This window comes from Thermus sp. NMX2.A1 (assembly GCF_000511705.1).
In the GTDB taxonomy this organism is placed as follows: domain Bacteria; phylum Deinococcota; class Deinococci; order Deinococcales; family Thermaceae; genus Thermus; species Thermus scotoductus.
Window position 1 is genome coordinate 1 of record NZ_ATNI01000038.1, and the last position, 21782, is coordinate 21782.

The 21782-nt window shown below is 65.4% G+C and carries 32 protein-coding genes, 1 tRNA gene and 1 pseudogene; 25 read left to right on the forward strand and 9 right to left on the reverse strand.

Going from position 1 to position 21782, the window contains the following annotated elements:
* The 9 genes and pseudogenes from tuf to TNMX_RS02700 all read left to right on the forward strand — a co-directional run.
* Nucleotides 1-388, forward strand: a pseudogene (gene tuf, locus TNMX_RS02660) (elongation factor Tu); the annotation flags it as partial.
* Nucleotides 389-431: 43 nt separating this feature from the next.
* The gene (gene rpmG, locus TNMX_RS02665) at nucleotides 432-596 is read left to right on the forward strand and encodes a 50S ribosomal protein L33 (RefSeq protein WP_015716105.1); all 165 of its coding nucleotides are present in this window, start codon (nucleotides 432-434) and stop codon (nucleotides 594-596) included.
* On the forward strand, nucleotides 596-778 hold the full coding sequence (gene secE, locus TNMX_RS02670; RefSeq protein ID WP_015716106.1) for a preprotein translocase subunit SecE: 183 nt from the start codon (nucleotides 596-598) through the stop codon (nucleotides 776-778). The genes rpmG and secE overlap by 1 nt, the downstream gene beginning before the upstream one ends.
* Nucleotides 775-1329 carry a transcription termination/antitermination protein NusG gene (nusG, locus tag TNMX_RS02675; protein WP_038029241.1) on the forward strand — a complete coding sequence of 185 codons (555 nt, stop codon included), beginning with the start codon at nucleotides 775-777 and terminating at the stop codon, nucleotides 1327-1329. Before secE ends, nusG begins: the two co-directional genes overlap by 4 nt.
* Before the next feature lie 44 nt (nucleotides 1330-1373).
* Entirely contained in the window at nucleotides 1374-1817 is a 444-nt protein-coding gene (gene rplK / locus TNMX_RS02680; RefSeq protein WP_038029242.1) for a 50S ribosomal protein L11, read from the forward strand.
* Nucleotides 1810-2499: a 50S ribosomal protein L1 gene (gene rplA / locus TNMX_RS02685; RefSeq protein WP_015716109.1), complete on the forward strand. Its 690-nt coding sequence runs from the start codon at nucleotides 1810-1812 to the stop codon at nucleotides 2497-2499. Before rplK ends, rplA begins: the two co-directional genes overlap by 8 nt.
* A gap of 204 nt (nucleotides 2500-2703) precedes the next feature.
* Nucleotides 2704-3225, forward strand: coding sequence for a 50S ribosomal protein L10 (gene rplJ / locus TNMX_RS02690; protein ID WP_015716110.1), 522 nt, complete (start codon nucleotides 2704-2706; stop codon nucleotides 3223-3225).
* Nucleotides 3226-3235: 10 nt separating this feature from the next.
* Nucleotides 3236-3613 (forward strand): 50S ribosomal protein L7/L12, encoded by a 378-nt coding sequence (gene rplL / locus TNMX_RS02695; protein ID WP_015716111.1) that lies wholly within the window; start codon nucleotides 3236-3238, stop codon nucleotides 3611-3613.
* A gap of 90 nt (nucleotides 3614-3703) precedes the next feature.
* Complete coding sequence (locus TNMX_RS02700; RefSeq protein WP_172640101.1) at nucleotides 3704-4285, forward strand: UbiX family flavin prenyltransferase; 582 nt, start codon at nucleotides 3704-3706, stop codon at nucleotides 4283-4285.
* Here the strand turns inward: TNMX_RS02700 and TNMX_RS02705 are convergent.
* From TNMX_RS02705 to TNMX_RS12815, 4 genes are read right to left on the reverse strand one after another with little or no spacing between them, the layout of a single operon-like run.
* Nucleotides 4282-4713 carry a GNAT family N-acetyltransferase gene (locus tag TNMX_RS02705; RefSeq protein WP_052037909.1) on the reverse strand — a complete coding sequence of 144 codons (432 nt, stop codon included), beginning with the start codon at nucleotides 4711-4713 and terminating at the stop codon, nucleotides 4282-4284. The two genes, TNMX_RS02700 and TNMX_RS02705, sit on opposite strands and share 4 nt — an antisense overlap.
* Nucleotides 4710-5033 (reverse strand): helix-turn-helix transcriptional regulator, encoded by a 324-nt coding sequence (locus TNMX_RS02710; RefSeq protein WP_028494658.1) that lies wholly within the window; start codon nucleotides 5031-5033, stop codon nucleotides 4710-4712. The genes TNMX_RS02705 and TNMX_RS02710 overlap by 4 nt, the downstream gene beginning before the upstream one ends.
* Entirely contained in the window at nucleotides 5030-5365 is a 336-nt protein-coding gene (locus TNMX_RS02715) for a methyltransferase domain-containing protein (RefSeq protein ID WP_052037911.1), read from the reverse strand. Before TNMX_RS02715 ends, TNMX_RS02710 begins: the two co-directional genes overlap by 4 nt.
* 18 nt (nucleotides 5366-5383) lie before the next feature.
* A complete protein-coding gene (locus TNMX_RS12815; RefSeq protein WP_156919405.1) occupies nucleotides 5384-5560 on the reverse strand; it encodes a hypothetical protein in 177 nt (58 codons plus the stop codon).
* Between the two features lie 145 nt (nucleotides 5561-5705).
* Between TNMX_RS12815 and TNMX_RS02720 the strand changes: the two genes are divergently transcribed.
* The 3 genes from TNMX_RS02720 to lysS all read left to right on the forward strand — a co-directional run bounded on the left by TNMX_RS02720 (nucleotide 5706) and on the right by lysS (nucleotide 8940).
* Nucleotides 5706-6824, forward strand: coding sequence for an acyl-CoA dehydrogenase family protein (locus TNMX_RS02720; RefSeq protein ID WP_038029247.1), 1119 nt, complete (start codon nucleotides 5706-5708; stop codon nucleotides 6822-6824).
* A gap of 51 nt (nucleotides 6825-6875) precedes the next feature.
* Nucleotides 6876-7667 carry an isoprenyl transferase gene (locus TNMX_RS02725; protein ID WP_038029248.1) on the forward strand — a complete coding sequence of 264 codons (792 nt, stop codon included), beginning with the start codon at nucleotides 6876-6878 and terminating at the stop codon, nucleotides 7665-7667.
* 142 nt (nucleotides 7668-7809) lie between these two features.
* Entirely contained in the window at nucleotides 7810-8940 is a 1131-nt protein-coding gene (lysS, locus tag TNMX_RS02730) for a homocitrate synthase (protein ID WP_038029250.1), read from the forward strand.
* A 2-nt stretch (nucleotides 8941-8942) separates the two neighbouring features.
* Here the strand turns inward: lysS and TNMX_RS02735 are convergent, their stop codons facing one another.
* Together TNMX_RS02735 and TNMX_RS02740 are read right to left on the reverse strand one after the other, a co-directional pair.
* Complete coding sequence (locus tag TNMX_RS02735) at nucleotides 8943-9149, reverse strand: type II toxin-antitoxin system HicA family toxin (RefSeq protein WP_015716116.1); 207 nt, start codon at nucleotides 9147-9149, stop codon at nucleotides 8943-8945.
* On the reverse strand, nucleotides 9139-9360 hold the full coding sequence (locus TNMX_RS02740) for a type II toxin-antitoxin system HicB family antitoxin (RefSeq protein WP_015716117.1): 222 nt from the start codon (nucleotides 9358-9360) through the stop codon (nucleotides 9139-9141). Before TNMX_RS02740 ends, TNMX_RS02735 begins: the two co-directional genes overlap by 11 nt.
* Nucleotides 9361-9382: 22 nt before the next feature.
* On the opposite strand from TNMX_RS02740, the gene TNMX_RS02745 reads away from it, so the two are divergent.
* The 12 genes from TNMX_RS02745 (at nucleotide 9383) to TNMX_RS02800 (ending at nucleotide 19170) form a co-directional block, all read left to right on the forward strand.
* Nucleotides 9383-10648, forward strand: coding sequence for a 3-isopropylmalate dehydratase large subunit (locus TNMX_RS02745; protein ID WP_038029255.1), 1266 nt, complete (start codon nucleotides 9383-9385; stop codon nucleotides 10646-10648).
* A complete protein-coding gene (locus TNMX_RS02750; RefSeq protein ID WP_038029259.1) occupies nucleotides 10641-11132 on the forward strand; it encodes a homoaconitate hydratase in 492 nt (163 codons plus the stop codon). Before TNMX_RS02745 ends, TNMX_RS02750 begins: the two co-directional genes overlap by 8 nt.
* Nucleotides 11133-11142: 10 nt before the next feature.
* Nucleotides 11143-11460 (forward strand): paraquat-inducible protein A, encoded by a 318-nt coding sequence (locus tag TNMX_RS02755; RefSeq protein WP_038029261.1) that lies wholly within the window; start codon nucleotides 11143-11145, stop codon nucleotides 11458-11460.
* Nucleotides 11454-11618, forward strand: coding sequence for a lysine biosynthesis protein LysW (lysW, locus tag TNMX_RS02760; RefSeq protein ID WP_015716121.1), 165 nt, complete (start codon nucleotides 11454-11456; stop codon nucleotides 11616-11618). The genes TNMX_RS02755 and lysW overlap by 7 nt, the downstream gene beginning before the upstream one ends.
* Nucleotides 11619-11706: 88 nt before the next feature.
* Complete coding sequence (gene lysX, locus TNMX_RS02765) at nucleotides 11707-12558, forward strand: lysine biosynthesis protein LysX (protein WP_038029264.1); 852 nt, start codon at nucleotides 11707-11709, stop codon at nucleotides 12556-12558.
* Complete coding sequence (argC, locus tag TNMX_RS02770) at nucleotides 12555-13595, forward strand: N-acetyl-gamma-glutamyl-phosphate reductase (RefSeq protein WP_015716123.1); 1041 nt, start codon at nucleotides 12555-12557, stop codon at nucleotides 13593-13595. The genes lysX and argC overlap by 4 nt, the downstream gene beginning before the upstream one ends.
* 17 nt (nucleotides 13596-13612) lie before the next feature.
* On the forward strand, nucleotides 13613-14422 hold the full coding sequence (locus tag TNMX_RS02775) for a [LysW]-aminoadipate kinase (RefSeq protein ID WP_038029266.1): 810 nt from the start codon (nucleotides 13613-13615) through the stop codon (nucleotides 14420-14422).
* Nucleotides 14423-14426: 4 nt separating this feature from the next.
* On the forward strand, nucleotides 14427-16010 hold the full coding sequence (locus TNMX_RS02780; protein ID WP_038029269.1) for a 1,4-alpha-glucan branching protein: 1584 nt from the start codon (nucleotides 14427-14429) through the stop codon (nucleotides 16008-16010).
* Nucleotides 16011-16014: 4 nt separating this feature from the next.
* A complete protein-coding gene (locus tag TNMX_RS02785; protein WP_038029273.1) occupies nucleotides 16015-16881 on the forward strand; it encodes a nitrilase-related carbon-nitrogen hydrolase in 867 nt (288 codons plus the stop codon).
* Nucleotides 16878-17723 (forward strand): NAD+ synthase, encoded by an 846-nt coding sequence (locus TNMX_RS02790; RefSeq protein WP_038029276.1) that lies wholly within the window; start codon nucleotides 16878-16880, stop codon nucleotides 17721-17723. Before TNMX_RS02785 ends, TNMX_RS02790 begins: the two co-directional genes overlap by 4 nt.
* Nucleotides 17720-18133 (forward strand): CoA-binding protein, encoded by a 414-nt coding sequence (locus tag TNMX_RS02795; protein WP_038029278.1) that lies wholly within the window; start codon nucleotides 17720-17722, stop codon nucleotides 18131-18133. The genes TNMX_RS02790 and TNMX_RS02795 overlap by 4 nt, the downstream gene beginning before the upstream one ends.
* A 2-nt stretch (nucleotides 18134-18135) precedes the next feature.
* A complete protein-coding gene (locus TNMX_RS02800; protein ID WP_038029281.1) occupies nucleotides 18136-19170 on the forward strand; it encodes an A/G-specific adenine glycosylase in 1035 nt (344 codons plus the stop codon).
* On the opposite strand, the gene TNMX_RS12545 is transcribed toward TNMX_RS02800, so the two are convergent.
* Nucleotides 19054-19752 carry an FAD-dependent oxidoreductase gene (locus TNMX_RS12545; RefSeq protein ID WP_156919406.1) on the reverse strand — a complete coding sequence of 233 codons (699 nt, stop codon included), beginning with the start codon at nucleotides 19750-19752 and terminating at the stop codon, nucleotides 19054-19056. The genes TNMX_RS02800 and TNMX_RS12545 overlap by 117 nt on opposite strands.
* 64 nt (nucleotides 19753-19816) lie before the next feature.
* Nucleotides 19817-19892: transfer RNA gene (locus tag TNMX_RS02810), tRNA-Trp, on the reverse strand.
* A 69-nt stretch (nucleotides 19893-19961) separates the two neighbouring features.
* Here TNMX_RS02810 and TNMX_RS02815 point away from each other — a divergent pair.
* Entirely contained in the window at nucleotides 19962-20840 is an 879-nt protein-coding gene (locus TNMX_RS02815; protein ID WP_038029286.1) for a C40 family peptidase, read from the forward strand.
* Nucleotides 20841-20853: 13 nt separating this feature from the next.
* Here the strand turns inward: TNMX_RS02815 and TNMX_RS02820 are convergent, their stop codons facing one another.
* Nucleotides 20854-21780: a nitroreductase family protein gene (locus tag TNMX_RS02820; RefSeq protein ID WP_038029289.1), complete on the reverse strand. Its 927-nt coding sequence runs from the start codon at nucleotides 21778-21780 to the stop codon at nucleotides 20854-20856.
* Nucleotides 21781-21782 lie beyond the last annotated feature (2 nt).

Genomic DNA, 21782 nt, shown 5'->3' on the forward strand with positions numbered 1-21782 from the left:
GCAGGAGGGGATTGCTGGGGACAACGTGGGTTTGCTGCTCCGGGGTGTAAGCCGGGAGGAAGTGGAGCGGGGCCAGGTGCTGGCGAAGCCCGGGAGCATTACGCCACACACGAAGTTTGAGGCCTCGGTGTACATCTTGAAGAAGGAGGAGGGTGGGCGGCACACGGGGTTTTTTTCTGGGTACCGTCCGCAGTTTTACTTTCGGACGACGGATGTGACGGGGGTGGTGGAGTTGCCCTCTGGGGTGGAGATGGTGATGCCGGGGGACAACGTGACGTTTACGGTGGAGCTGATCAAGCCGGTGGCGTTGGAGGAGGGATTGCGGTTTGCCATTCGTGAGGGTGGGCGGACCGTGGGCGCCGGCGTGGTCACCAAGATCCTGGAGTAAGCTTGGGGGCGGCTAGCCGCCCCTCGAGGAAAGGAGGTGAACCATGGCCAGCGAAGTCCGCATCAAAATCCTCCTGGAGTGCACCGAGTGTAAGCGCCGCAACTACGCCACCGAGAAGAACAAGCGCAACACCACCACCAAGCTGGAGCTGAAGAAGTACTGCCCCTGGTGCGATAAGCACACGGTGCACAAGGAAGTGAAGGTCTGATGTTTACCCGGATTGTTCGCTACTTCCAGGAAGCCCGGGCCGAGCTCGCCCGGGTTACCTGGCCCACGCGGGAGCAGATCGTGGAGGGTACCCAGGCCATCCTGGTCTTCACCGTGGTGGCCATGGTGATCTTGGGATTCTACGATCTCGTCTTCCGGTTCCTGATAGGGCTTGTGCGATGAGCATTGAATGGTACGCGGTCCACACCTACGTGGGGCAGGAGGAGAAGGCCAAGGCCAACCTGGAGAAGCGGGTCAAGGCCTTCGGCATGGAGGACAAGATCTTCCAGGTGCTCATCCCCACGGAGGAGGTGGTGGAACTCCGCGAGGGGGGCAAGAAGGAGGTCGTCAAGAAGAAGCTCTTCCCCGGATACCTTTTCGTGCAGATGGACCTGGGGGACGAGGAGGAGCCCAACGAGGCCTGGGAGGTGGTGCGGGGCACCCCGGGCATCACCGGCTTCGTGGGGGCAGGGCATAAGCCGGTGCCCCTTTCCCCGGACGAGGTGCGGCACATCCTGGAGGTGTCGGGGCTTCTGGGCAAGAAGGAGGCTCCCAAGGCCCAGGTGGCCTTCCGGGAGGGGGATCAGGTCCGGGTGGTTTCCGGCCCCTTCGCCGACTTTACCGGCACCGTGACCGAGATCAACCCGGAAAAGGGCAAGGTCAAGGTCATGGTCACCATCTTCGGGCGCGAGACCCCGGTGGAGCTGGACTTCTCCCAGGTGGTCAAGGCTTAGGAGGCGTTTGCACCCCCAACTTGGGGGGAGCCTAGGAGGGAAAAATGAAGAAAATCGTTGCTGTGGTGAAGCTTCAGTTGCCGGCTGGCAAGGCCACGCCGGCACCCCCGGTGGGCCCGGCCTTGGGCCAGCACGGGGCCAACATCATGGAGTTCGTCAAGGCCTTCAATGCGGCCACCGCCAACATGGGGGACGCCATCGTCCCCGTGGAGATCACCATCTACGCCGACCGCTCCTTCACCTTCATCACCAAGACCCCGCCCGCCAGCTACCTGATCCGCAAGGCGGCGGGGCTGGAGAAGGGGGCTCATAAGCCCGGCCGGGAGAAGGTGGGCCGCATCACCTGGCAGCAGGTTCTGGAGATTGCCAAGCAGAAGATGCCCGACATGAACACCACCGACCTCGAGGCCGCCGCCCGCATGATCGCAGGGTCGGCCCGCTCCATGGGGGTGGAGGTGGTGGGCGCCCCGGAGGTGAAGGATGCCTAAGCACGGCAAGCGCTACCGGGCCCTGTTGGAAAAGGTGGACCCCACCCGGATCTACACCATCGACGAGGCCGCCCGGCTGGTGAAGGAGCTGGCCACGGCCAAGTTTGACGAGACCGTGGAGGTCCACGCCAAGCTGGGCATCGATCCCCGCAAGTCCGACCAGAACGTGCGCGGTACGGTTTCCCTCCCCCACGGCCTGGGCAAGCAGGTGCGGGTTCTGGCCATCGCCAAGGGGGAGAAGATCAAGGAGGCCGAGGAGGCCGGGGCCGACTACGTGGGCGGGGAGGAGATCATCCAGAAGATCCTGGATGGCTGGATGGACTTCGATGCGGTGGTGGCCACCCCCGACGTGATGGGGGCCGTGGGTTCCAAGCTGGGCCGGATTCTGGGCCCGAGGGGGCTTCTGCCCAACCCCAAGGCGGGCACCGTGGGCTTCAACATCGGGGAGATCATCAAGGAGATCAAGGCGGGCCGCATCGAGTTCCGGAACGACAAGACCGGGGCCATCCACGCCCCCGTGGGCAAGGTGAGCTTCCCCCCGGAGAAGATTGCCGACAACATCCGGGCCTTCATCCGGGCCCTCGAGGCCAGCAAGCCCGAGGCGGCCAAGGGCACCTTCCTGCGCTCGGTCTACGTGACCAGCACCATGGGGCCCAGCATCCGCATCAACCCGCATTCCTGAGAGCAGCCTTCTTAGGGCCTGGCTTGACGCCAGGCCCCCTGCCTTTTAAACTCCTCTATGGCACCCCGGGCGCTACGGCGCCCAGGCCAAAGACAGCGGGGGGCTTCAGGCCTTAAACATCCCGCCGAGGCGCTTGCAGGGGGAGCGTTTCGCAGAAATCCCGAAAAGTCGGCTGGGGTTCCCCTGCCCCAAAGGGAGGAAGGCGTGCCCAATAAGCGTAACGTTGAGCTTCTTGCCGCCCTCAAGGAGAACCTTGAGCGGGCCCATGGCTCCTTCTTCCTGGTGAACTACCAGGGGCTTTCCGCCAAGGAAACCCATGCCCTGCGTCAGGCCCTGAAGGAGAAGGGGGCCAGGCTCTTCGTGGCCAAGAACACCCTGATCCGCATCGCCCTTAAAGAGCTGGGCCTGCCCGAGCTGGATGGCCTTCAGGGGCCCAGCGCCGTGGTCTTTTACCAGGACCCGGTGGCGGCGGCCAAGGCCCTTTCGGAGTTCGCCAAGAAGAACCCCAAGGGCATCCCTGAGGCCAAGGGCGGGCTTTTGCAGGGCCAGGTGCTTTCGGCCAAGGACGTGGTGGCCCTGGCGGAGCTTCCCACCATGGACGAACTCAGGGCAGAGCTTTTGGGCGTCTTGCAGGCGCCCATGGCGGAGCTGGTGGGGGTCCTGGGCGGCGTGGCCCGCGAGCTGGTAGGCATCCTGGAGGCGTACGCGGAGAAGAAGGCGGCATAGGAGGTGGAAGATGGCTTTGGACATCGAACGCATTAAGGAAGAGCTTTCTCAGGCTACGGTTTTGGAACTCAAGCAGCTCATCGACGTGCTCAAGGAGACCTGGGGCGTGACGGCGGCGGCCCCGGTGGCGGTGGCGGCGGCTCCTGCTGCGGCCCAGGCCGCGGCTCCCGTGGAGGAGAAGACGGAGTTCGACGTGATCCTCAAGGACGCCGGGGCCAAGAAGCTGGAGGTCATCAAGGAGCTTCGCGCCATCACCGGCCTGGGCCTCAAGGAGGCCAAGGACCTGGCCGAGAAGGGGGGCCCCATCAAGGAGGGCATCCCCAAGGCCGAGGCCGAGGAGATCAAGAAGAAGCTCGAGGCCGTGGGCGCGGTGGTGGAGCTCAAGTAACCCTCCGCTTCCACGGGGTGCCCCCCAGGCCCAAAGGGCCTGGGGTTTTTGCATGGGAAACCACGGGAAGCCTTCGGAATAGGGGATAGCATGGAAGCCATGGCGGAACTTCCCCGGGTGGTGGTGGGCTTGACGGGGGCGAGCGGCATGCCCTACGCCCTGGACCTTTTGGAAACCCTGCAGGGCCTTGCCGAGGTGCACCTGGTCTTAAGCCAGGGGGCCAAACGGGTCTTGTGGGAGGAGATGGGCCTGAGCCCGAAGGACCTCTACCCCTTGGCCAGCCGGGTGTACAAGGACGGCGACCTCGGTGCCCCCATCGCCTCGGGTTCCTTCCGTACCCAGGGCATGGTGGTGGTGCCCTGTTCCGCCACCACCCTTAGCAAGATCGCCCTGGGCCTGGCGGATACCCTCCTCACCCGGGCGGCCTACGTGCACCTGAAGGAACGGCGCCCCCTGATCCTGGTGCCCCGGGAGGCTCCCCTGCCCCTTCCCACTCTTAGGGCCATGGTGCAGGCGACGGAGGCCGGAGCCTTGATCCTCCCGGCGAGCCCTGGCTTCTACCACCGACCCAAGGAGATCCGGGACCTTTTGGGCTTCATCACCCAGCGCATCCTGGACCACCTGGGCTTGAGCGCCGAACGGGCTCCCCGCTGGGGAGAGGGGATTGGTTAGGTCTCGTCTTCAAAAACCATGCGGAAAAGTCGGGCCGAGGCCGGGCAAGCTCCTTGGAACTCTTGTGAGGCAAGCAGGGGTGGAGGAGCCATTTGGCGCGGTACCTCGGCAAACCCTTCCCGGACGAGCAGTTCGGAGATGGTCTGGCTAAGGGCGTAGGCCTCCTTAAAGCCTCGGCTCTTCACCTCGTTTATCGCAAAGCGGAGGAGGCGTAGCCCTAGTCCCCGTCCTCGGAACTCCTTGGCAACCACCAGGGACCGGAGGAGGGCGAAGGGAGGGTAGCCCTCGTAGCCCACAAGGCCCAGGGGGTGTCCTTCCTCCTCCAGGAGGAAGAGGCGGGCTGCTTCCAAACCTTCCAAGGGGAGGTTGGCTTCTTGGAGGAGGGCCCGGGCTGTTTCCCACCCCCCGGGAAGAAGTGGGCGGATCACGGTTCCTCCTTAAGGGCCAAGTCTTTTAGATACTGGGCCAGGGCCAGGACGGACTCTGGATTCAGGCGGTAAAAGACATGCCGCCCTCGTTTTTCTGCCCGCACCAGCCCAGCTTGAACCAGCCTGGCCATGTGGTGGCTCACGGTGGGCTGGCTGAGGTGGAGGTAGGCCTCGAGGTCACAGGCGCACACTTCTCCTGGCAGGCGGCAGCAGCTGGGTTCAGGATTGCGTAGGAAAGCCAGGATGCGCAGGCGCACCTCGTCGGCCAAGGCCTTGAAGGCCTGGGCCAAAGCCTCTTCGCTAGGAGGATGAACCGTCATGGTTTCACCGCTCGGACCACAGCTGGGTAGAATCCTCCCAAAGCTCCAGGGGGTTCCAGGGGATAAACCGAAATCTCGATGAAACCGGCTCTTTCCAGGAGGCTTTGGTAAACGTCCCAGACTTCTGCCCCATCCCGGCAGGCGGCCCAGCCTTCCTTGGAGAAGCCTTGGGGCTGGGAGCCGTGGCGTAGGAAATCGGCCAGGACTAGGTGTCCCCCCTGCCGTAGCACCCGGAAGGCCTCGGCGAAAACCCGTGCCTTGTCTTGGGAGAGGTTCACCGCACAGTTGGAGATCACCCGGTCCACGCTGAGGCGTTCCAGTTCCATTTCCATATCCACCCCTTGCCCTTCCTAGGGGCAACAGGCCGCAGGGCAGCAGGGAGCGGGCAAGGCCAGCTCACCCGGGAGTTCGCGCAGGGGTTTTTGGGCCTCTTTAAGAAGCCGGGCTTGGGTTGCCTCCTCCTGAAGGATCTTGATCCGCCTCTGGGCCTCTAAGAGGAGCAGGTCGCCGTTCAAAGGGTAGTGCATAGGTCTTCCTTTCCGTCCCTTCGGGGACCTTTTCACCCTACCATATAAATCGACACATGTCAATATATCGATGGGGTGGGCAGAGGAGCGGTTGCCGATTGTATATGACGTTTTCCTGCATACCTGCAGTGTTACGATAAAGAAGATGGTGACTACCCCTGAACAAAAGTTGGTGCTGGACACCGTGCGCCAGGTGGCCAAGGAGGTTCTCTACCCCCTGGCCCCGGAGTACGACCGCACGGGGGAATACCCCTGGCCCCAGCTGAAGGCTTTGGCGGAGCTGGGCTTTTTGGGCATGACCACCCCGGAGGAATGGGGAGGAGTGGGCCTGGATTCCGTGACCTGGGCCCTGGCCCTCGAGGAGATCGCCGCCGCCGATCCCAGCGTGGCCGTGGTCCTTTCGGTGACCAGCGGCCTTCCCCAGTACATGCTCCTTCGCTTCGGCACCGAGGCGCAAAAAAGAAGGTACCTGGTGCCCCTGGCCCGGGGGGAGTGGATCGGGGCCTTCTGCCTCACCGAGCCCCAGGCGGGTTCCGATGCCGCCAGCATCCGCACGGAGGCCAGAAGGGTGCCCGGGGGTTTCGTGCTGAACGGCCTGAAAAGCTGGATCACCTCCGCAGGCCAGGCCCACCTCTACGTGGTCATGGCCAGGGGTGAGAAGGGCATCAGCGCCTTCCTGGTGGAGAAGGATACCCCTGGCCTTTCCTTTGGCCCCCCGGAGGCGAAGATGGGCCTCCACGCCGCCCACACCGCCGAGGTTCGCCTCGAGGAGATCTTCGTGCCCGAGGAAAACCTTCTGGGCGAGGAGGGAAGGGGCTTGGCCTACGCCCTGGCGGGCCTGGATTCGGGCAGGGTCGGGGTGGCGGCCCAGGCGGTGGGCATCGCCCGGGGGGCCTTTGAGATCGCCAAGGCCTATGCCGATGAGAGGGAGCAGTTCGGCAGGAAACTCCGGGAGCACCAGGCCATCGCCTTCAAGATCGCTGACATGCACGTGAAAATCGCCGCCGCCCGGGCCTTGGTGCTGGAGGCCGCCAGGAAAAAGGATTCCGGGGAGCGGTTCACCCTCGAGGCCAGCACCGCCAAGCTCTTCGCCAGCAGCGTGGCGGTGGAGGTGACCCGGGAGGCAGTGCAGGTCCTGGGGGGCTACGGCTACCACCGGGACTACCGGGTGGAGCGCTACTACCGGGACGCCAAGGTGACGGAGATCTACGAGGGCACCTCGGAGATCCAGCGCCACATCATCGCCCGGGAGCTTTACCGGTAGTTGGCCTAGGGCCTTCCCTTTCTCATCCTCCCGCCTTAGGGTGGAAAGGGTATGGTCCGCCGCCTCCTTTCCCTCACCCGGCCCCTCTACTGGCTTTACGAAAAGCGCCTCCTTAAGGAGGTGAAAGGAGGCCCGGTTCCCAAGCACCTAGGCCTCATCCTGGATGGGAACCGCCGCTACGCCAGGGCCTTGGGGTTATCCCCCGTGAAGGGGCACGAGTTCGGGGTCCAGAAGGCCTACGAGGTCCTGGAATGGTGCCTGGAGATGGGCATAAAAACCGTGACGGTCTGGGTCTTCTCCACGGACAACTTCAAGCGCCCCCCCGAGGAGGTGGAGGAGCTCATGCGCCTTTTCGTGCGGGAGGCGGAAAGGATGGCGGAGGACCACCGCATCCTGGAGCACCAGGTGAGGGTGCGCTTCATCGGGCGGCGGGAGGGATTCTCTGAGGAGGTCCTGAGGGCGCTGGAGCGCCTCGAGGCCAAGACCCAGCACCACCAGGGCATGGTGCTGAACATCGCCTTGGGTTACGGGGGGCGGGAGGAGATCGTGGACGCGGTGAAGAGGCTTCTTCTGGAGGCTTGGGAAAGGGGCCTTTCCCTCAAGGAGGTTGCGGAGGGGCTTACCCCTGAGGACATCGCCCGCCACCTCTACACCGCAGGCCTTCCCGATCCCGACTTCATCATCCGCACCTCGGGGGAGATCCGGCTTTCCGGCTTCCTCCTTTGGCAGTCGGCCTACTCCGAGTTCTACTTCGCCGACGTGCTCTGGCCGGAGTTCCGGAAGATCGACTTCTTGAGGGCTCTGAGGAGCTACCAGGCCCGCGAAAGGCGGTTTGGGCGTTGACAAAAAGGAGGGTTTCGTATACCCTTACAGGCAAGATGCTGGCCCTTGAGAAAAAACTCGGCCGCCGGGGGGTAGGGTAGCCCCAGAGGTTCCTTATCCCCCGGCCCGAGTTCGGGCCGGTTTTCTTTTTGGGGAGGAGCGCATGCGGGAATGGAAGATTATCGATTCCACCCTAAGGGAAGGGGAGCAGTTTGAAAGGGCCAACTTTTCCACCCAGGACAAGATCGAGATCGCCAAGGCCCTGGACGAGTTCGGCGTGGAGTACATCGAGGTCACTACCCCCATGGCCTCCCCCCAGTCCCGCAAGGATGCGGAGGTCCTGGCTTCCTTGGGCCTTAAGGCCAAGGTGGTGACCCACATCCAGACCCGGCTGGATGCAGCCAAGGTGGCGGTGGAAACCGGGGTGCAGGGCATAGACCTCCTTTTCGGTACCAGCAAGTACCTCAGGGCCGCCCACGGGCGGGATATCCCCCGGATCATCGAGGAGGCTAAGGAGGTCATTGGCTACATCCGCGAGAAGGCCCCCCACGTGGAGGTGCGCTTCTCCGCCGAGGACACTTTCCGCTCCGATGAGCACGACCTTTTGGAGATCTACCAGGCCATCGCCCCCTATGTGGACCGGGTGGGTCTGGCGGATACCGTGGGCATCGCCACCCCCAGGCAGGTCTTCGCCCTAGTGCGGGAGGTCAGGCGGGTGGTGGGCCCCCACGTGGACATAGAGTTCCACGGGCACAACGACACGGGCTGCGCCATCGCCAATGCCTTTGAGGCCATAGAGGCGGGGGCCACCCATGTGGACACCACCATCCTGGGGATCGGGGAGCGGAACGGGATCACCCCTTTAGGGGGTTTTCTGGCCCGCATGTACACCCTGCAACCCGAGTACGTGCGCCGGAAGTACAAGCTGGAGATGCTTCCCGAGCTGGACCGCATGGTGGCCCGGATGGTGGGGATAGAGATTCCCTTCAACAACTACATCACCGGGGAAACCGCCTTCAGCCACAAGGCGGGGATGCACCTCAAGGCCATCTACATCAACCCCGAGTCCTACGAGCCCTATCCGCCGGAGGTCTTTGGAGTGAGGCGCAAGCTCATCATCGCCTCCAAGCTCACGGGCCGGCATGCCATCAAGGCGCGGGCGGAGGAGCTTGGCCTGCACTACGGGGAGGAGGAGTTAGCCCGCATCACCCAGCACATCAAGGCCCTGGCGGATAAGGGTCAGCTGACCCTCGAGGAGCTGGACCGCATCCTGAGGGAGTGGATCACGGCATGAGGCTAAAGGTTTCGGAACTCCTCCTCGGTGAGGCCGGCTTGCTTCAGGATCTTTTTGAAGGTGCCCTTGGGAAGCTCTCCGCTGTGGAAGGGTATCACGGCTATCCGGCCATCGGGGTGGGCATAAAGCCGATGCCCTCCTTTGGCCATGCGCTCCACAAACCCCAGGCGCTGAAGCTTTCTGGCCACTTCCTCGGGTCTAGGCGGCATCTATCCCCACCTGCACCGTGCGGACGTCTGGGGGAAGAGGGCGGCCTGTTTCCTTCAGGTAGGCCAGTACCAGCTCCAAGGCTTCTTTGGCGTGGGCCAAGGCTTCCTCGGGGGTCCGGCCAAAGGAATGGGCTTCAGGGATGGCGGGGAACTCGGCGATCCAGGTGCCCGGGGTTTCAGGGTCTTCGTAGACGAGGGCAGTGTAGGTCATACCCTCAGTATAGGAGGCGGGCATGGGCATGACCTTGGCGGAAAGGATACTTTCCAGGAAGGCGGGAAGAGAGGTGCGGGCCGGGGAGCTGGTGGTGGTGGAGGTGGACCAGGTGATGGTGGTGGACTCCATCGCCGGGAGCTTCTTCAAGCGCCTGGCTTACCTGGAGGCCACCCCCCGGTACCCGGAAAGGGTTTCCATTGTCATCGACCACGTGGCCCCGGCAGCCAACCTCGAGGTGGCCAAGGCCCAGAAGGAGATCCGGGAATGGGGAAGGAAGCACGGCATCCGGGTCTTTGACGTGGGAAGAGGCGTGTGCCACCAGGTGCTCATCGAGGAGGGTCTGGCCCAGCCGGGCTGGATCGTGGTGGGGTCGGATTCCCACTCCACCACCTACGGGGCAGTGGGGGCCTTCGGCACGGGCATGGGGGCCACGGATATCGCCCTGGCCGCCGCCAGCGGCCGCACCTGGTTCAGGGTGCCGGAAAGCGTCAAGGTGACCTTCCGGGGGAGGCTTCCCAAGGGGGTTACCGCCAAGGACGCGGCCCTCGAGATGGTGCGCCTCCTCACCGCCGAGGGGGCCACCTATATGGCGGTGGAGATCCACCTCCTGGACGGGGCGGAGTCCTTGAGCCGGGGTGAGCGCATGACCCTGGCCAACCTCACCGTGGAGGCTGGGGCCAAGGCGGGGCTGGTGGTGCCCTCGGGGGAGATCCTGGACCTCTACCGGGTGCCCGACTGGCTCTACCCCGACCCCGACGCCCGGTATGCCCGGGAGGTGGAGATCGACCTTTCCACCCTCTCTCCCAGGGTTTCCGTACCCTTCTACGTGGACAACGTGCAGGAGGTGGCCGCCATCCGGGGCAAGCGGGTGGACCAGGTGTTCATCGGCACTTGCACCAATGGGCGCCTCGAGGACCTGAGGGCGGCCGCCGAGGTGTTAAAGGGGAAGAAGGTGGCCCCCGGGGTGCGCCTTTTGGTGATTCCCGCAAGCTCCCAGGTTTTGGAGGAGGCCACCCGGGATGGCACCCTGCTCACCCTGCTGGAGGCCGGGGCCACCATCGGCACCCCTGGGTGCGGTCCTTGCATGGGGCGGCACATGGGGGTTTTGGCCCCGGGGGAGGTGTGCGTGTCCACCAGCAACCGCAACTTCCGGGGGCGGATGGGGGCTCCCGACGCCGAGATCTACCTGGCAAGCCCCCGCGTGGCGGCGGCCAGCGCCGTGGCCGGGTATATCGCCACCCCCGAGGACCTAGCCTCTTTGCCTCAGGAGGAAGCCCATGCCTAGGGTTTGGAAGTTTGGCGACCACATCAACACGGACGACATCCTTCCCGGCAAGTACGCTCCTTTCATGGTGGGGGAGGACCGGTTCCACACCTTCGCCTTCGCCCACCTGCGGCCCGAGTTCGCCAAGGAGGTGAGGCCGGGGGACATCTTGGTCTTTGGGAGGAACGCGGGGCTTGGCAGTAGCCGGGAGTACGCTCCCGAGGCCTTGCGCAAGCTGGGCATTCGGGCGGTCATCGCCAAAAGCTACGCCCGCATCTTCTTCCGCAACCTGGTGAACCTGGGGATCATTCCCTTCGAGTCGGAGGAGGTGGTGGATGCGCTAGAGGACGGGGATACGGTGGACCTGGATCTGGAAACGGGGGTTCTGGTGCGGGGAGGAGAGCGCTTCGCCCTTCGTCCCCCGCCGTCCTTCCTCTTGGAGGCTTTGAGGGAGGGTTCCCTGCTGGACTACTACAAGAAGTATGGTCACTTCCCGGGAGAGTAGACTGGGGTTTATGGAGGACCTGGAGATCACCTGCCCGGTGTGCGGCGAGGCCAGCGTGGTGCTGGCCGAGGACATGGAGACCCTGGAAGTAGGGGACGTGCTGGAGTGCGAAGCCTGCGGGGCCTTTTTGGAGGTGGTCTCCCTGGATCCCCTCGAGGTGGAGGTGACCGAGGAAGGCCTGGAGGGCTTCTTCGTGGACTGCCCCCGTTGCGGCTATACCTTTGAGGTATCCGAGGAGGATCGAGGCCAAGAGGTGGAGTGCCCGGAGTGCGGCTTCCGGTTTGTCCCTGACTGGAGTGAAGTGGACGAGGAGGACGAGGAATGGTAGCCACTTGCCCTGAATGCGGTGCGGAGCTGACCCTGGCAAACCCCGAGTTGGGGGAACTTGTGGTGTGCGAGGACTGCGGCGCGGAGCTGGAGGTGGTGGGGCTTGACCCCCTTCGCCTGGAGCCCGCCCCGGAGGAGGCGGAGGACTGGGGAGAGTGAGGCCATCCCCTTAGGGTAGGGAGCCTCGAGGCCCTGGGCCGGGCTTCAGCCCGGTCCGGGGATTCCTGGAAGGGGAAGAGCCATCGCCATGCTGGCCATCCTGTACGACCGCATCCGCCCCGACGAGAAGATGCTCTTTGAGAGGGCTGAGGCTCTGGGCATTCCCTACAGGAAGGTCTATGTTCCCGCCTTGCGCCTGGTCCTGGGGGAGAGGCCCAAGGAGCTGGAGGAGGTCACGGTGGCCCTGGAGCGCTGCGTGAGCCAGACCCGGGGCCTGGCCGTGGCCCGTTACCTCACCGCCTTAGGCATCCCCGTGGTGAACCGGCCCGAGGTCATGGAAACCTGCGGGGATAAGTGGGCCACCAGCGTGGCCCTGGAGCGCCATGGCCTGCCCCAGCCCAGAACCGCCCTCCTCACCGATGCGGAGGAGGCCCTGAAGCTTATGGAGGAATGGGGCTATCCCGTGGTGCTGAAGCCGGTGATCGGGAGCTGGGGAAGGCTTCTCGCCAAGATCACCGACCGGGAGGCCGCCGAGGCCATCCTGGAGCACAAGGAGGTTCTGGGGGGGGTTCAGCACCAGCTCCTTTACCTGCAGGAGTACGTGAGGAAGCCGGGGCGGGACATACGGGTCTTCGTGGTGGGGGATAGGGCCATCGCCGCCATCTACCGGAGGAGCCAGCACTGGATCACCAACACCGCCCGGGGAGGGCAGGCGGAAAACTGCCCCGTAACCCCGGAGATCGCGGAGCTTTCCGTGCGGGCGGCCCAGGCGGTGGGGGGCGGGGTGGTGGCCATCGACCTCTTTGAGTCCGAGCGGGGCCTTTTGGTGAACGAGGTGAACCACACCATGGAGTTCAAGAACTCCGTGCACACCACGGGGGTGGACATCCCGGGGGAGATCCTCCGGTACACGTGGGAGCAAGGGAGGACGGCTTCATGAGCGCCGGGAAAAAGACCTTGTCCATCGTGGGGGCCTCGGGGTATGCGGGGGGGGAGTTTTTGCGTCTGGCTCTTTCCCACCCTCACCTCGAGGTGAAGCAGGTGACCTCGAGGCGTTTTGCCGGCGAGCCCGTGGCCTTCGTCCATCCCAACCTGAGGGGGAGAACCAACCTGAAGTTCATCCCCCCGGAAAAACTGGAGCCCGCCGACATCCTGGTGCTTTCCCTGCCCCACGGGGTCTTCGCCCAGGAGTTTGAGCGCTATGCGGATCTAGCCCCCATCCTCATCGACCTTTCCGCGGACTTCCGCCTTAAGGACCTGGACCTCTACCGCAAGTACTACGGGGAGCATCCCAGGCCCGAGCTTCTCGGCCGCTTTGTCTACGCCCTGCCCGAGCTTTACCGGGAGAGGCTTAAGGAAGCGGACTGGATGGCGGGGGCCGGGTGCAACGCCACCGCCACGCTTCTGGGCCTGTACCCCCTCCTTAAAGGAGGGGTGCTGAAGCCCGGACCCATCTTCGTCACCCTCCTCATCTCCACCTCGGCGGCGGGGGCCGAGCCCAGCCCTGCCAGCCACCATCCCGAGCGGGCCGGCTCCATCCGGGTCTACAAGCCCACGGGCCACCGCCACACCGCCGAGGTGGTGGAGAACCTTCCCGGCAAGCCCGAGGTGCACCTCACCGCCATCGCCACCGACCGGGTGCGGGGCATCCTCATGACCGCCCAGGCCTTTTTGCAGGATGGCTGGAGCGAGCGGGATGTCTGGCAGGCGTACCGGGAGGCCTATGGGGGTGAGCCTTTCATCCGTATCGTCAAGCAGAAAAAGGGCATTCACCGCTATCCCGACCCCCGCTTCGTCCAGGGCACCAACTATGCGGACATCGGCTTTGAGCTGGAGGAGGACACGGGGAGGCTGGTGGTGATGACCGCCATCGACAACCTGGTGAAGGGTACCGCCGGGCATGCCCTGCAAGCCCTAAACCTCCGCATGGGTTGGCCCGAGACCCTGGGCCTCGATTTCCCGGGACTGCACCCGTAGGGGCAAGGGGGGTTGCCGTGATCGTGGTCAAGGTAGGGGGTGCCGAGGGCATCAACTACGAGGCGGTGGCCAGGGATGCCGCCTCCTTGTGGAAGGAGGGGGTGAGGCTTCTTTTGGTCCACGGGGGGAGCGCCGAAACCAACAAGGTGGCGGAGGCCCTGGGCCACCCGCCCCGGTTCCTCACCCACCCCGGGGGGCAGGTGAGCCGCCTCACCGACCGCAGGACCCTGGAGATCTTTGAGATGGTCTACTGCGGCCTGGTGAACAAGCGCCTGGTGGAGCTTTTGCAAAGGGAAGGGGCCAACGCCCTGGGGCTTTCCGGGCTGGATGGAAGGCTTCTGGAGGGCCGCCGCAAGACCGCGGTGAAGTATGTGGAAGACGGAAAGATCAAGATCCACCGCGGGGACTACACGGGCACCGTGGAGCGGGTGAACCGGGATCTATTGGACCTTCTCCTGGGGGCGGGGTATCTCCCGGTCATCACCCCTCCCGCCATCAGCTACGAGGGGGAGGCCATCAATACCGACGGGGACCAGGTGGCGGCCCTTCTCGCCAGCGTCTACCAGGCGGAGGCCCTGGTGTACCTCTCCAACGTGCCGGGCCTTCTGGCCCGTTACCCCGATGAGGCCAGCCTGGTGCGGGAAATCCCCGTGGATAGGGTGGAGGACCCCGAGTACCTTTCCCTGGCCCAGGGGCGGATGAAGCGGAAGGTGATGGGGGCGGTGGAGGCGGTGAAGGGGGGAGTGAAGCGGGTGGTTTTCGCCGATGCCCGGGTGGAAGACCCCATAAGGCGGGCCCTGGCCGGGGAAGGCACCGTGGTACGCTAGACCTATGGCGCGCTTTGCCCTGGTCCTCCACGCCCACCTCCCCTACGTGCGCTCCCATGGGATGTGGCCCTTTGGGGAGGAAACCCTCTACGAGGCCATGGCGGAAACCTATCTGCCGCTTCTTAGGCTCCTGGAGAGGCTTTATGCCGAAGGGGTGGAGGCCCGTTTTACTTTGGGGATCACCCCCATCCTGGCGGAGCAGCTGACGGATGCCAAGGTGAGGGAAGGCTTTTGGGCGTATGCCAGGGATCGGCTGGAGCGGGCCCAGGGGGATTATCTCCGTTACCAGGGGACGGACCTCGAGGCCAGCGCCCTCCACCAGGTGGCCTTTTGGGAACTCACCCTGGATCACTTCCACCACCTGAGGGGGGACCTCCTTGCCGCCTTCCGCCGGGCCCAGGACCGGGGCCAGGTGGAGCTTCTCACCTCCAGCGCTACCCACGGCTACTCCCCCCTTCTGGGCTACGACGAGGCCCTTTGGGCCCAGATCAAAACCGGGGTGATCACCTACCGCCGCCACTTCGCCAAGGATCCCACGGGCTACTGGCTTCCCGAGATGGCCTACCGGCCCAGGGGCCCCTGGAAGCCCCCTGTGGAGGGGGCCCCGGAAGGGGTCAGGCCGGGGGTAGACGAGTTTCTCATGCGGGCGGGGATCCGCTACACCTTCGTGGACGCCCACCTGGTCCAGGGGGGAAGGCCCCTTTCCCCTTACGGGGAGGCCTCCTTGGGTCCGGTGGAAAGCGCTGAGGCCACCTACTACGTCCACGAGCTGGAGTCGGGCCTGAGGGTTTTGGCCCGCAACCTGGAGACCTCCTTGCAGGTCTGGAGCGCCGACTATGGCTACCCGGGGGAGGGGCTTTACCGGGAGTTCCACCGCAAGGACCCCATCTCCGGCCTCCACCACTGGCGGGTGACCCACCGCCAGGCGGACCTCTCGGCCAAGGCGCCCTACGATCCCGAGGCGGCCTTTCTCAAGGTGAAGGAGCATGCCGTTCACTTCGTGGATTTGGTAGAGCGGCTTTCCCGGGAGCACCCGGATGGGGTGATCCTGGCCCCCTACGACGCCGAGCTCTTCGGCCACTGGTGGTACGAGGGGGTGGCTTGGCTGGAGGAGGTGCTGAGGCTTCTGGCCCAAAGGAGGGGGGCGCAGGCGGTGACGGCGAAGGAGGCGGTCCAGGGCAAGGCGGTGCGCTCCGCCTTGCCCGAGGGTTCCTGGGGCCGGGGTGGGGACCATAGGGTCTGGCTCAACGAGGCCACCTGGGACTACTGGCGCACGGTGTACCGGGCGGAAGGGGCCATGCGGGAGGCGGTGCGCCACGGCAACCTGCCCTCCAGGGTGCTCCAGCAGGCCATGCGGGAGCTCTTGCTCCTCGAGGCCTCCGACTGGCCCTTCCTCATAGACACCGCCCAGGCGGTGGAATACGCCAAGGAACGTTACCAGGGGCACGCCGAGGCCTTCTTTCAGCTCCTCCGAGGGGTTTCCCCCGAGGAGCTTAAGGCCCTGGAGGAGCGGGATAACCCCTTCCCGGAGGCGGACCCCAGGCTTTACCTGGAGCCCAGCGCTACGGTTCATGGGGGTGTAGGCTAGATCCGTGATCCGGCACGCCATCTTGCAGTTTCGTCCGGAGAAGGCCAGGGTTAAGGAGAACCTGGCCCGCTTGGCGGAGCGCCTCGAGGCCCTCCGTCCCCATGCCCCCGAGGTGGTGGTCCTTCCCGAGGCCGCCCTGACCGGGTATTTCCTGCAGGGAGGGGTGCGGGAACTGGCCCTGACCCGCCACGAGCTTTTGGAGCTCCTTTCAGGGGTGCACCGGGCCGTGGGGTGGGAGGGGCTTTTGGACGTGGTGGTGGGCTTCTATGAGCGGGATGAGGGGGCCTATTACAACAGCGCCGCCTACCTCGAGCTTCCCCACCGCGTGGTTCACGTGCACCGCAAGGTCTTCCTGCCCACCTACGGGGTTTTTGACGAGGAGCGCTACCTGGCCCGGGGCAGGCAGGTGGAGGCCTTTAACACCCGTTTCGGCCGGGTGGCCATCCTCATCTGCGAGGACTTCTGGCACTCCATCACCGCGGCCATTGCCGCCTTGGATGGGGCGGAGGCCATCTACGTGCCGGCGGCAAGCCCGGCCAGGGGCTTCCAGGGGGAACGCCCGGAGAACGTGGAGCGCTGGCGAACCCTGGCCCGGGCGGTGGCGGCGGAGCACGGGGTGTACGTGGTGCTCTCCAGCCTGGTGGGGTTTGAGGGGGGGAAGGGGATGAGCGGGGGAAGTCTGGCGGTGGGGCCGGAGGGGCGCATCCTGGCCGAGGCCCCCCTCTTTGAGGAGGCGGCCTTGCTCTTTGACCTGGACCCCGGGCGGATTCCCCCGGTGCGCTACGACAGCCCCCTCCTTTCGGACCTCGAGGCGGCCCTCCCCCTTCTTCTCCCGGACCTGGAGAGGGTTCTTGGAAAGGAGGGAGGATGAGGATCGTTCAGGCGCCCAAAGCCCAGGAAAGCCTGGAGCTCAACTGGCCCCTGGTGGCGGACTTCCTCACCCGCTTTATCCGGGAGGAGCTGGCCTGGCGGGGCTACGAGAAGGCCATCGTGGCGGTATCCGGAGGGGTGGACTCCGCCACCACCTTGGCCCTGGCGGTGCGGGCCCTGGGGCAGGAGCGGGTCCATGCCCTCTTCCTGCCCCACCGGGACTCCAGCCCCCTTTCCCGGGAGCACGCCTACCTGGTGGCGGAGACCTTCGGGGTGGACCTGGAGGAGGTGGACATTACCCCCATGGTGGAGGGCTATGCCGCCATGACCCCGGACCTCACCCCCCACCGCAAGGGCAACCTCATGGCCCGGGCGCGGATGATGGTGCTCTTTGACAAATCCCAGGCCTACCAGGCCTTGCCCCTGGGCACGGGCAACAAGACGGAAAGGCTTTTCGGCTACTTCACCTGGCACGGGGACGACACCCCCCCCGTGAACCCCTTGGGGGACCTCTACAAGACCCAGGTCTGGGGCTTGGCCCGCCACCTGGGGGTGCCGCAGGCGGTGGTGGAGAAGGTCCCCACCGCGGATCTCATCCCGGGCCAGACGGACGAGGGGGACCTGGGGGTGCGCTACCTCCGGGCGGATGTCATCCTGGAGCATTATCTGAAGGGCTACCCCGATGCCTACATAGAGAGCCTGGGCTACACCCAGGAGGAGATAGGGCGGGTTAAGGAGCGGGTAAACCGCACCCACTGGAAGCGGGCCCTTCCCACCGTGGCCCTCCTTTCCTCCACGGCCATCGGGGAGTTTTACCTGAGGCCCCTGGACTACCGGCCATGACCGACCTGGAGCTCAAGGCCTACCTGGAAAGGGCCCGGAGCATCGCCGTTCTCGGGGCCCACAAGGATCCTTCCCGCCCCGCCCACTACGTGCCCCGGTACCTCTGGGAGAAGGGGTACCGCATCCTGCCCGTTAACCCTCGCTTTGCCGGGGAAGAGCTTTTCGGGATGCGGGTGGTGGCGAGCCTGAAGGAGATTGCCGAGCCCGTGGATATCCTGGAGGTCTTCCGCCCTCCGGAGGCCCTCTTGGCCCACCTGCCGGAGGTCTTGGCCCTGAGGCCGGGCCTGGTGTGGCTGCAGACCGGCATCCGCCATCCGGGCTTTGAAGAGGCGTTAAAGGAAGCGGGCATTCCCGTGGTGGCCGATCGTTGTCTCATGGTGGAGCACCGAAGGCTTTTCGGGGTCCACTGAGCATGGAGAAGTTTCAGGAAGCTCTGCTCGCCTGGTACCGGGAAAACCCCCGCTCCCTTCCCTGGCGGGGGGAGAAGGACCCCTACCGCATCCTGGTGGCCGAGGTACTCCTCCAACAAACCCGCACCGCCCAGGCCATCCCTTACTACCACCGCTTCCTTGCCCGTTTCCCTACCCTAAAGGCCTTGCGGGAGGCTTCCTTGGAGGAGGTGCTTAAGGCCTGGCAGGGAGCGGGCTACTACCGCCGGGCCCTTCACCTCCACCGCCTGGCCCAGGAGGTGGAGGCCCTGCCCCGCAGCTACGCCGAGCTTCTTAAGCTTCCCGGCCTGGGTCCGTACACGGCGGCGGCGGTGGCTTCCCTGGCCTTTGGGGAAAGGGTAGCGGCGGTGGACGGGAACGTGAGGCGGGTGCTTTCCCGGGTTTTTGTCCTGGAAAACCCTGCCCCCAGGATGCTTCGAAACCTGGCCCAAGGCCTTCTGCCCCAAGGGGAAGCCCCGGGGGAGTGGAACCAAGCCCTCATGGACCTGGGGGCCACGGTGTGCCTACCCCGGAGGCCCCTTTGCCCGAAGTGCCCCGTCGCCCCCTTGTGCCAGGGGCGGGTGGACCCGGGGCGTTACCCAGGGGCCAGGAGGCGAAAAGTGCGGGAGGAAGCCCTGGCGGCCCTGGTCCTTTGGGGGAGGGAAGGGGTTTACCTGGAGAAGCTGGAAGGGCGTTTCGCCGGGCTTTACGGGGTGCCGCTCTTTCCCCAGGAGGAACTTCCCCGGAGGGTGCGAAGCTTTGGGGTGGATCCCCGCTTCGCCGGGGAGGTGCACCACACCCTCACCCACCGCAGGCTACGGGTGGGGGTGTACGTGGCTCCTTGGGATGGGGAAGGGGCGGCTTTCCGAAGGGAACAGCTTGTGGATCCGGGGGAAAAACCCCTACCCAAGCTTATGGAGAAGGTGCTCCGCCAGGCGCAGGCCTTCTTGGCTCATGAGGGCATACTCTCCTTCCCGCACGCAAAGGCCCACGGCGTAAAGCCCTTCGAGCCTGGTTAGACGGAAGGTGGCCTCCTCCCATTCCTCCGGATGGAAGGCGTGGTAGCTGACGGTGTAGCCAGGGGTTCCCGGGGTTTGGGGTACCTCCCTTTCCCGTTTCAGGAAGCGGAAGCCCAGGGCCTGGAGGTGGAGGAAGAGGTCCGGGTAGCTGGCCTCGGAGAGCCGGCCCGCCTCCTCCTCCACCTCGCCCATGCGGAGCCTGGCCCCGAGAAAGCTTCCCACCGCCAGCACCACATGGAAGGCCCTGGCCGGGGGGCCCTCCCACGTGCCCACCCCCACCACCCTTTTCCCCTCGAGGAGGAGCTCCGTGGCGGTGGCCTGGAAAAGATGCAGGTTGGGCTGGTTTTCCAGGAGGTACTTGGCCCGGGCGTGGAAGGCCCAAAGCCGGGGATCGGCCGGGTGGTAGACTTGGGCCAGGAGGCTCCCCTCCGGGAAAGGGGGCTTTGGGGGCAAAAAGGGCATCATCACCGAGTCCAGGCTCTGGGTGAGGAGGCCCACCCGCACCCCCCTTTGCGCCAAACGGTAGGCGGCCTCGCTCCCCGCAAAGCCCGCCCCCACGATGAGCACCTGGTAATCCTGCATGGCAGGCGGAAGGATTTAAAAAAAGGCCCTCGAGGGGCCTTAAACCTAGCCCTTTGGGCTGGCATGGCGGGCCGTGAAGGACTCGAACCTCCAACCCCCGGTTTTGGAGACCGGTGCTCTGCCAGTTGAGCTAACGGCCCCCGCCTTCCGGGATTGTAGCACACCCCCGGGAAAAGGCCAAGGGGCGCTTCCTCCTGTAGAATGGGGCCATGCCCCGCAGGTTGGCCCTGGCGGTCCTATGTTTGCTTTTCCCCTGGGCCCTGGCCCAGGTGAGCTCTCCCCAAGGGGGCTCTTTGGAAGGGCCTGCCCTATCGCACACCGTGGCCCCAGGGGATACCCTGTTCTCCATCGCCCGGCGCTACGGCACCACGGTGGAAGAGCTCATGCGCCTCAATGGCCTGGATACCTTCCTCATCCAGCCGGGGCAGGTGCTCAGGCTTCCCCAAGGGGGGGAGCGCATCCACGTGGTGACCCCCGGGGATACCCTTTTCTCCCTGGCGCGCCGCTACGGCACCACGGTGGAAGAGCTCATGCGCCTCAACGGGTTTTCCACGCCGGGGCTTAAGGTGGGCCAGACCCTGAGGATCCCGGCCCCCAGGGGGGAGGATGGATCCAGGGGGAAAGCCTCCCCGGAATCCCCTCCCTCGCCCCAGGGTGGAGGCCATACCCGTGACCCGGGGGAATCCCCCCTGGGGGTAGGCGAGGATTACGACCCGGAAAGCCCGCTTCTCAAGATCGTCCTCCGCTACCTGGGGGTGCCCTACAAGTACGGGGCTAACTCGCCCACCTCCCTGGACTGCTCAGCCTTTGTAGCCCAGGTCTACGCCGAGCTGGGCATAGCCCTACCCCGCACCACCCGGGAGCAGTTTCAGGCCTTTCCCGCCGCCGAGTCCTTGCGCCCGGGGGACCTGGTCTTCTTCAGCTTTGGGGGAAAGGATATAGACCACGTGGGCCTCTACCTGGGCCGGGGGGTCTTCGCCCACGCCAGCAGCTACGGGAGCCGGGTGGTGATTGAGAGCCTCGAGGCTCCCTTCTACCAGAAGGCCTACCGGGGTGCCCGGCGGGTGGTGCGGGAGGCCTTGAGATAGGCTGCGCCGGGGTTCAGGGCCAGTCCTTCATCTCCCCCCGGGCCTTCCTCAGGGCGGTGAGGAGGGCCTCCCCTGGGCTTCCTTCCCCTCGGAAGGCTTCGGTTTCCCGCTCCAGCCAGGCCTCCCCCTTGCGGAAGAGCACGGCCCGGGCTTCCCCCAGGGCCTCCTCCAGGAGCCCCCCCAGGGAGTAGAAGGCGGCCCCAGGGGGAAGGTCGGGGTCAAACCCCTGGCGGCTTGCCGCCCGCCCGTAGGGCCTTTCCCGTTCCTCCATGGTGCCCCCTTGGGCGAAGTACCGCCTCAGGACCCTTCCCCAGTCCCCCACCCGGCTGTAGGGGGCCATGGCCTGGAAGGCGGCCTCGAGGTCCTCCGGGCTGTAGGGCCGGTACCGGTTTTCGTGCACCACCAGGCTCCTCGGAAGCCGGGGCCTGGGGGGGCCTTCCTCATCCGGAACGCCCACCGCCAGGCCCACCGCGGGGATGACCCCTCTGGGAAGCTCCAGGAGGTTGATGAGCTCCTCCACCCCGTTCAGCACCCCTCCGATGAAGCAGACCCCGTAGCCCAGGGCCTCGGCGGTAAGGGCCAGGTAGCTGGCGGCAAGCCCCGCATCCAAGAGGGCAAAGTGCAGGGCGGTTTTGGGCCAGAAGGCCATCCTTTCCCCCCGGTGGGCGAGAAGCCTTTCCAGGCGATGGACGTCCGCCAGGAAAACGAAGAACTCCGCCGCCTGGCGGATGTGCTCCTGGTTACCGGAAAGCTGGGCCACCTTGTCCCTTAACTCGGGATCCGTTACCCGGATGGCGCTATACAGCTGGGCGCTGGCGTCGGTGGGGGCTCTTTGCAGGGCGAAGAGGAGCTTTTCCAGGTCTCCTTCAGGGATGGGCATCGGTTTGAAGCGGCGCACGCTCCGCCTTTGGGCCAGGATGGGAGAGAGGTCCAGCGGCATCC

Bases quoted from the DNA above. Each gene is read 5' to 3' on its own strand.
- lysX (WP_038029264.1), top strand. From the start codon at position 11,707: ATGCTGGCCATCCTGTACGACCGCATCCGCCCCGACGAGAAGATGCTC.
- lysW (WP_015716121.1), top strand. From the start codon at position 11,454: ATGGTAGCCACTTGCCCTGAATGCGGTGCGGAGCTGACCCTGGCAAAC.
- TNMX_RS02735 (WP_015716116.1), bottom strand. From the start codon at position 9,149: ATGCCGCCTAGACCCGAGGAAGTGGCCAGAAAGCTTCAGCGCCTGGGG.
- TNMX_RS02710 (WP_028494658.1), bottom strand. From the start codon at position 5,033: ATGACGGTTCATCCTCCTAGCGAAGAGGCTTTGGCCCAGGCCTTCAAG.
- TNMX_RS02790 (WP_038029276.1), top strand. From the start codon at position 16,878: ATGAGGATCGTTCAGGCGCCCAAAGCCCAGGAAAGCCTGGAGCTCAAC.
- TNMX_RS02740 (WP_015716117.1), bottom strand. From the start codon at position 9,360: ATGACCTACACTGCCCTCGTCTACGAAGACCCTGAAACCCCGGGCACC.
- rpmG (WP_015716105.1), top strand. From the start codon at position 432: ATGGCCAGCGAAGTCCGCATCAAAATCCTCCTGGAGTGCACCGAGTGT.
- TNMX_RS02715 (WP_052037911.1), bottom strand. From the start codon at position 5,365: ATGGAAATGGAACTGGAACGCCTCAGCGTGGACCGGGTGATCTCCAAC.
- TNMX_RS02700 (WP_172640101.1), top strand. From the start codon at position 3,704: ATGGAAGCCATGGCGGAACTTCCCCGGGTGGTGGTGGGCTTGACGGGG.
- rplA (WP_015716109.1), top strand. From the start codon at position 1,810: ATGCCTAAGCACGGCAAGCGCTACCGGGCCCTGTTGGAAAAGGTGGAC.
- TNMX_RS02750 (WP_038029259.1), top strand. From the start codon at position 10,641: ATGCCTAGGGTTTGGAAGTTTGGCGACCACATCAACACGGACGACATC.
- rplK (WP_038029242.1), top strand. From the start codon at position 1,374: ATGAAGAAAATCGTTGCTGTGGTGAAGCTTCAGTTGCCGGCTGGCAAG.
- secE (WP_015716106.1), top strand. From the start codon at position 596: ATGTTTACCCGGATTGTTCGCTACTTCCAGGAAGCCCGGGCCGAGCTC.
- TNMX_RS02725 (WP_038029248.1), top strand. From the start codon at position 6,876: ATGGTCCGCCGCCTCCTTTCCCTCACCCGGCCCCTCTACTGGCTTTAC.
- TNMX_RS02755 (WP_038029261.1), top strand. From the start codon at position 11,143: ATGGAGGACCTGGAGATCACCTGCCCGGTGTGCGGCGAGGCCAGCGTG.
- TNMX_RS12545 (WP_156919406.1), bottom strand. From the start codon at position 19,752: ATGCAGGATTACCAGGTGCTCATCGTGGGGGCGGGCTTTGCGGGGAGC.
- TNMX_RS02815 (WP_038029286.1), top strand. From the start codon at position 19,962: ATGCCCCGCAGGTTGGCCCTGGCGGTCCTATGTTTGCTTTTCCCCTGG.
- argC (WP_015716123.1), top strand. From the start codon at position 12,555: ATGAGCGCCGGGAAAAAGACCTTGTCCATCGTGGGGGCCTCGGGGTAT.
- TNMX_RS02745 (WP_038029255.1), top strand. From the start codon at position 9,383: ATGGGCATGACCTTGGCGGAAAGGATACTTTCCAGGAAGGCGGGAAGA.
- TNMX_RS02795 (WP_038029278.1), top strand. From the start codon at position 17,720: ATGACCGACCTGGAGCTCAAGGCCTACCTGGAAAGGGCCCGGAGCATC.
- TNMX_RS12815 (WP_156919405.1), bottom strand. From the start codon at position 5,560: ATGCACTACCCTTTGAACGGCGACCTGCTCCTCTTAGAGGCCCAGAGG.
- nusG (WP_038029241.1), top strand. From the start codon at position 775: ATGAGCATTGAATGGTACGCGGTCCACACCTACGTGGGGCAGGAGGAG.
- TNMX_RS02800 (WP_038029281.1), top strand. From the start codon at position 18,136: ATGGAGAAGTTTCAGGAAGCTCTGCTCGCCTGGTACCGGGAAAACCCC.
- TNMX_RS02780 (WP_038029269.1), top strand. From the start codon at position 14,427: ATGGCGCGCTTTGCCCTGGTCCTCCACGCCCACCTCCCCTACGTGCGC.
- rplL (WP_015716111.1), top strand. From the start codon at position 3,236: ATGGCTTTGGACATCGAACGCATTAAGGAAGAGCTTTCTCAGGCTACG.
- TNMX_RS02720 (WP_038029247.1), top strand. From the start codon at position 5,706: ATGGTGACTACCCCTGAACAAAAGTTGGTGCTGGACACCGTGCGCCAG.
- TNMX_RS02820 (WP_038029289.1), bottom strand. From the start codon at position 21,780: ATGCCGCTGGACCTCTCTCCCATCCTGGCCCAAAGGCGGAGCGTGCGC.
- lysS (WP_038029250.1), top strand. From the start codon at position 7,810: ATGCGGGAATGGAAGATTATCGATTCCACCCTAAGGGAAGGGGAGCAG.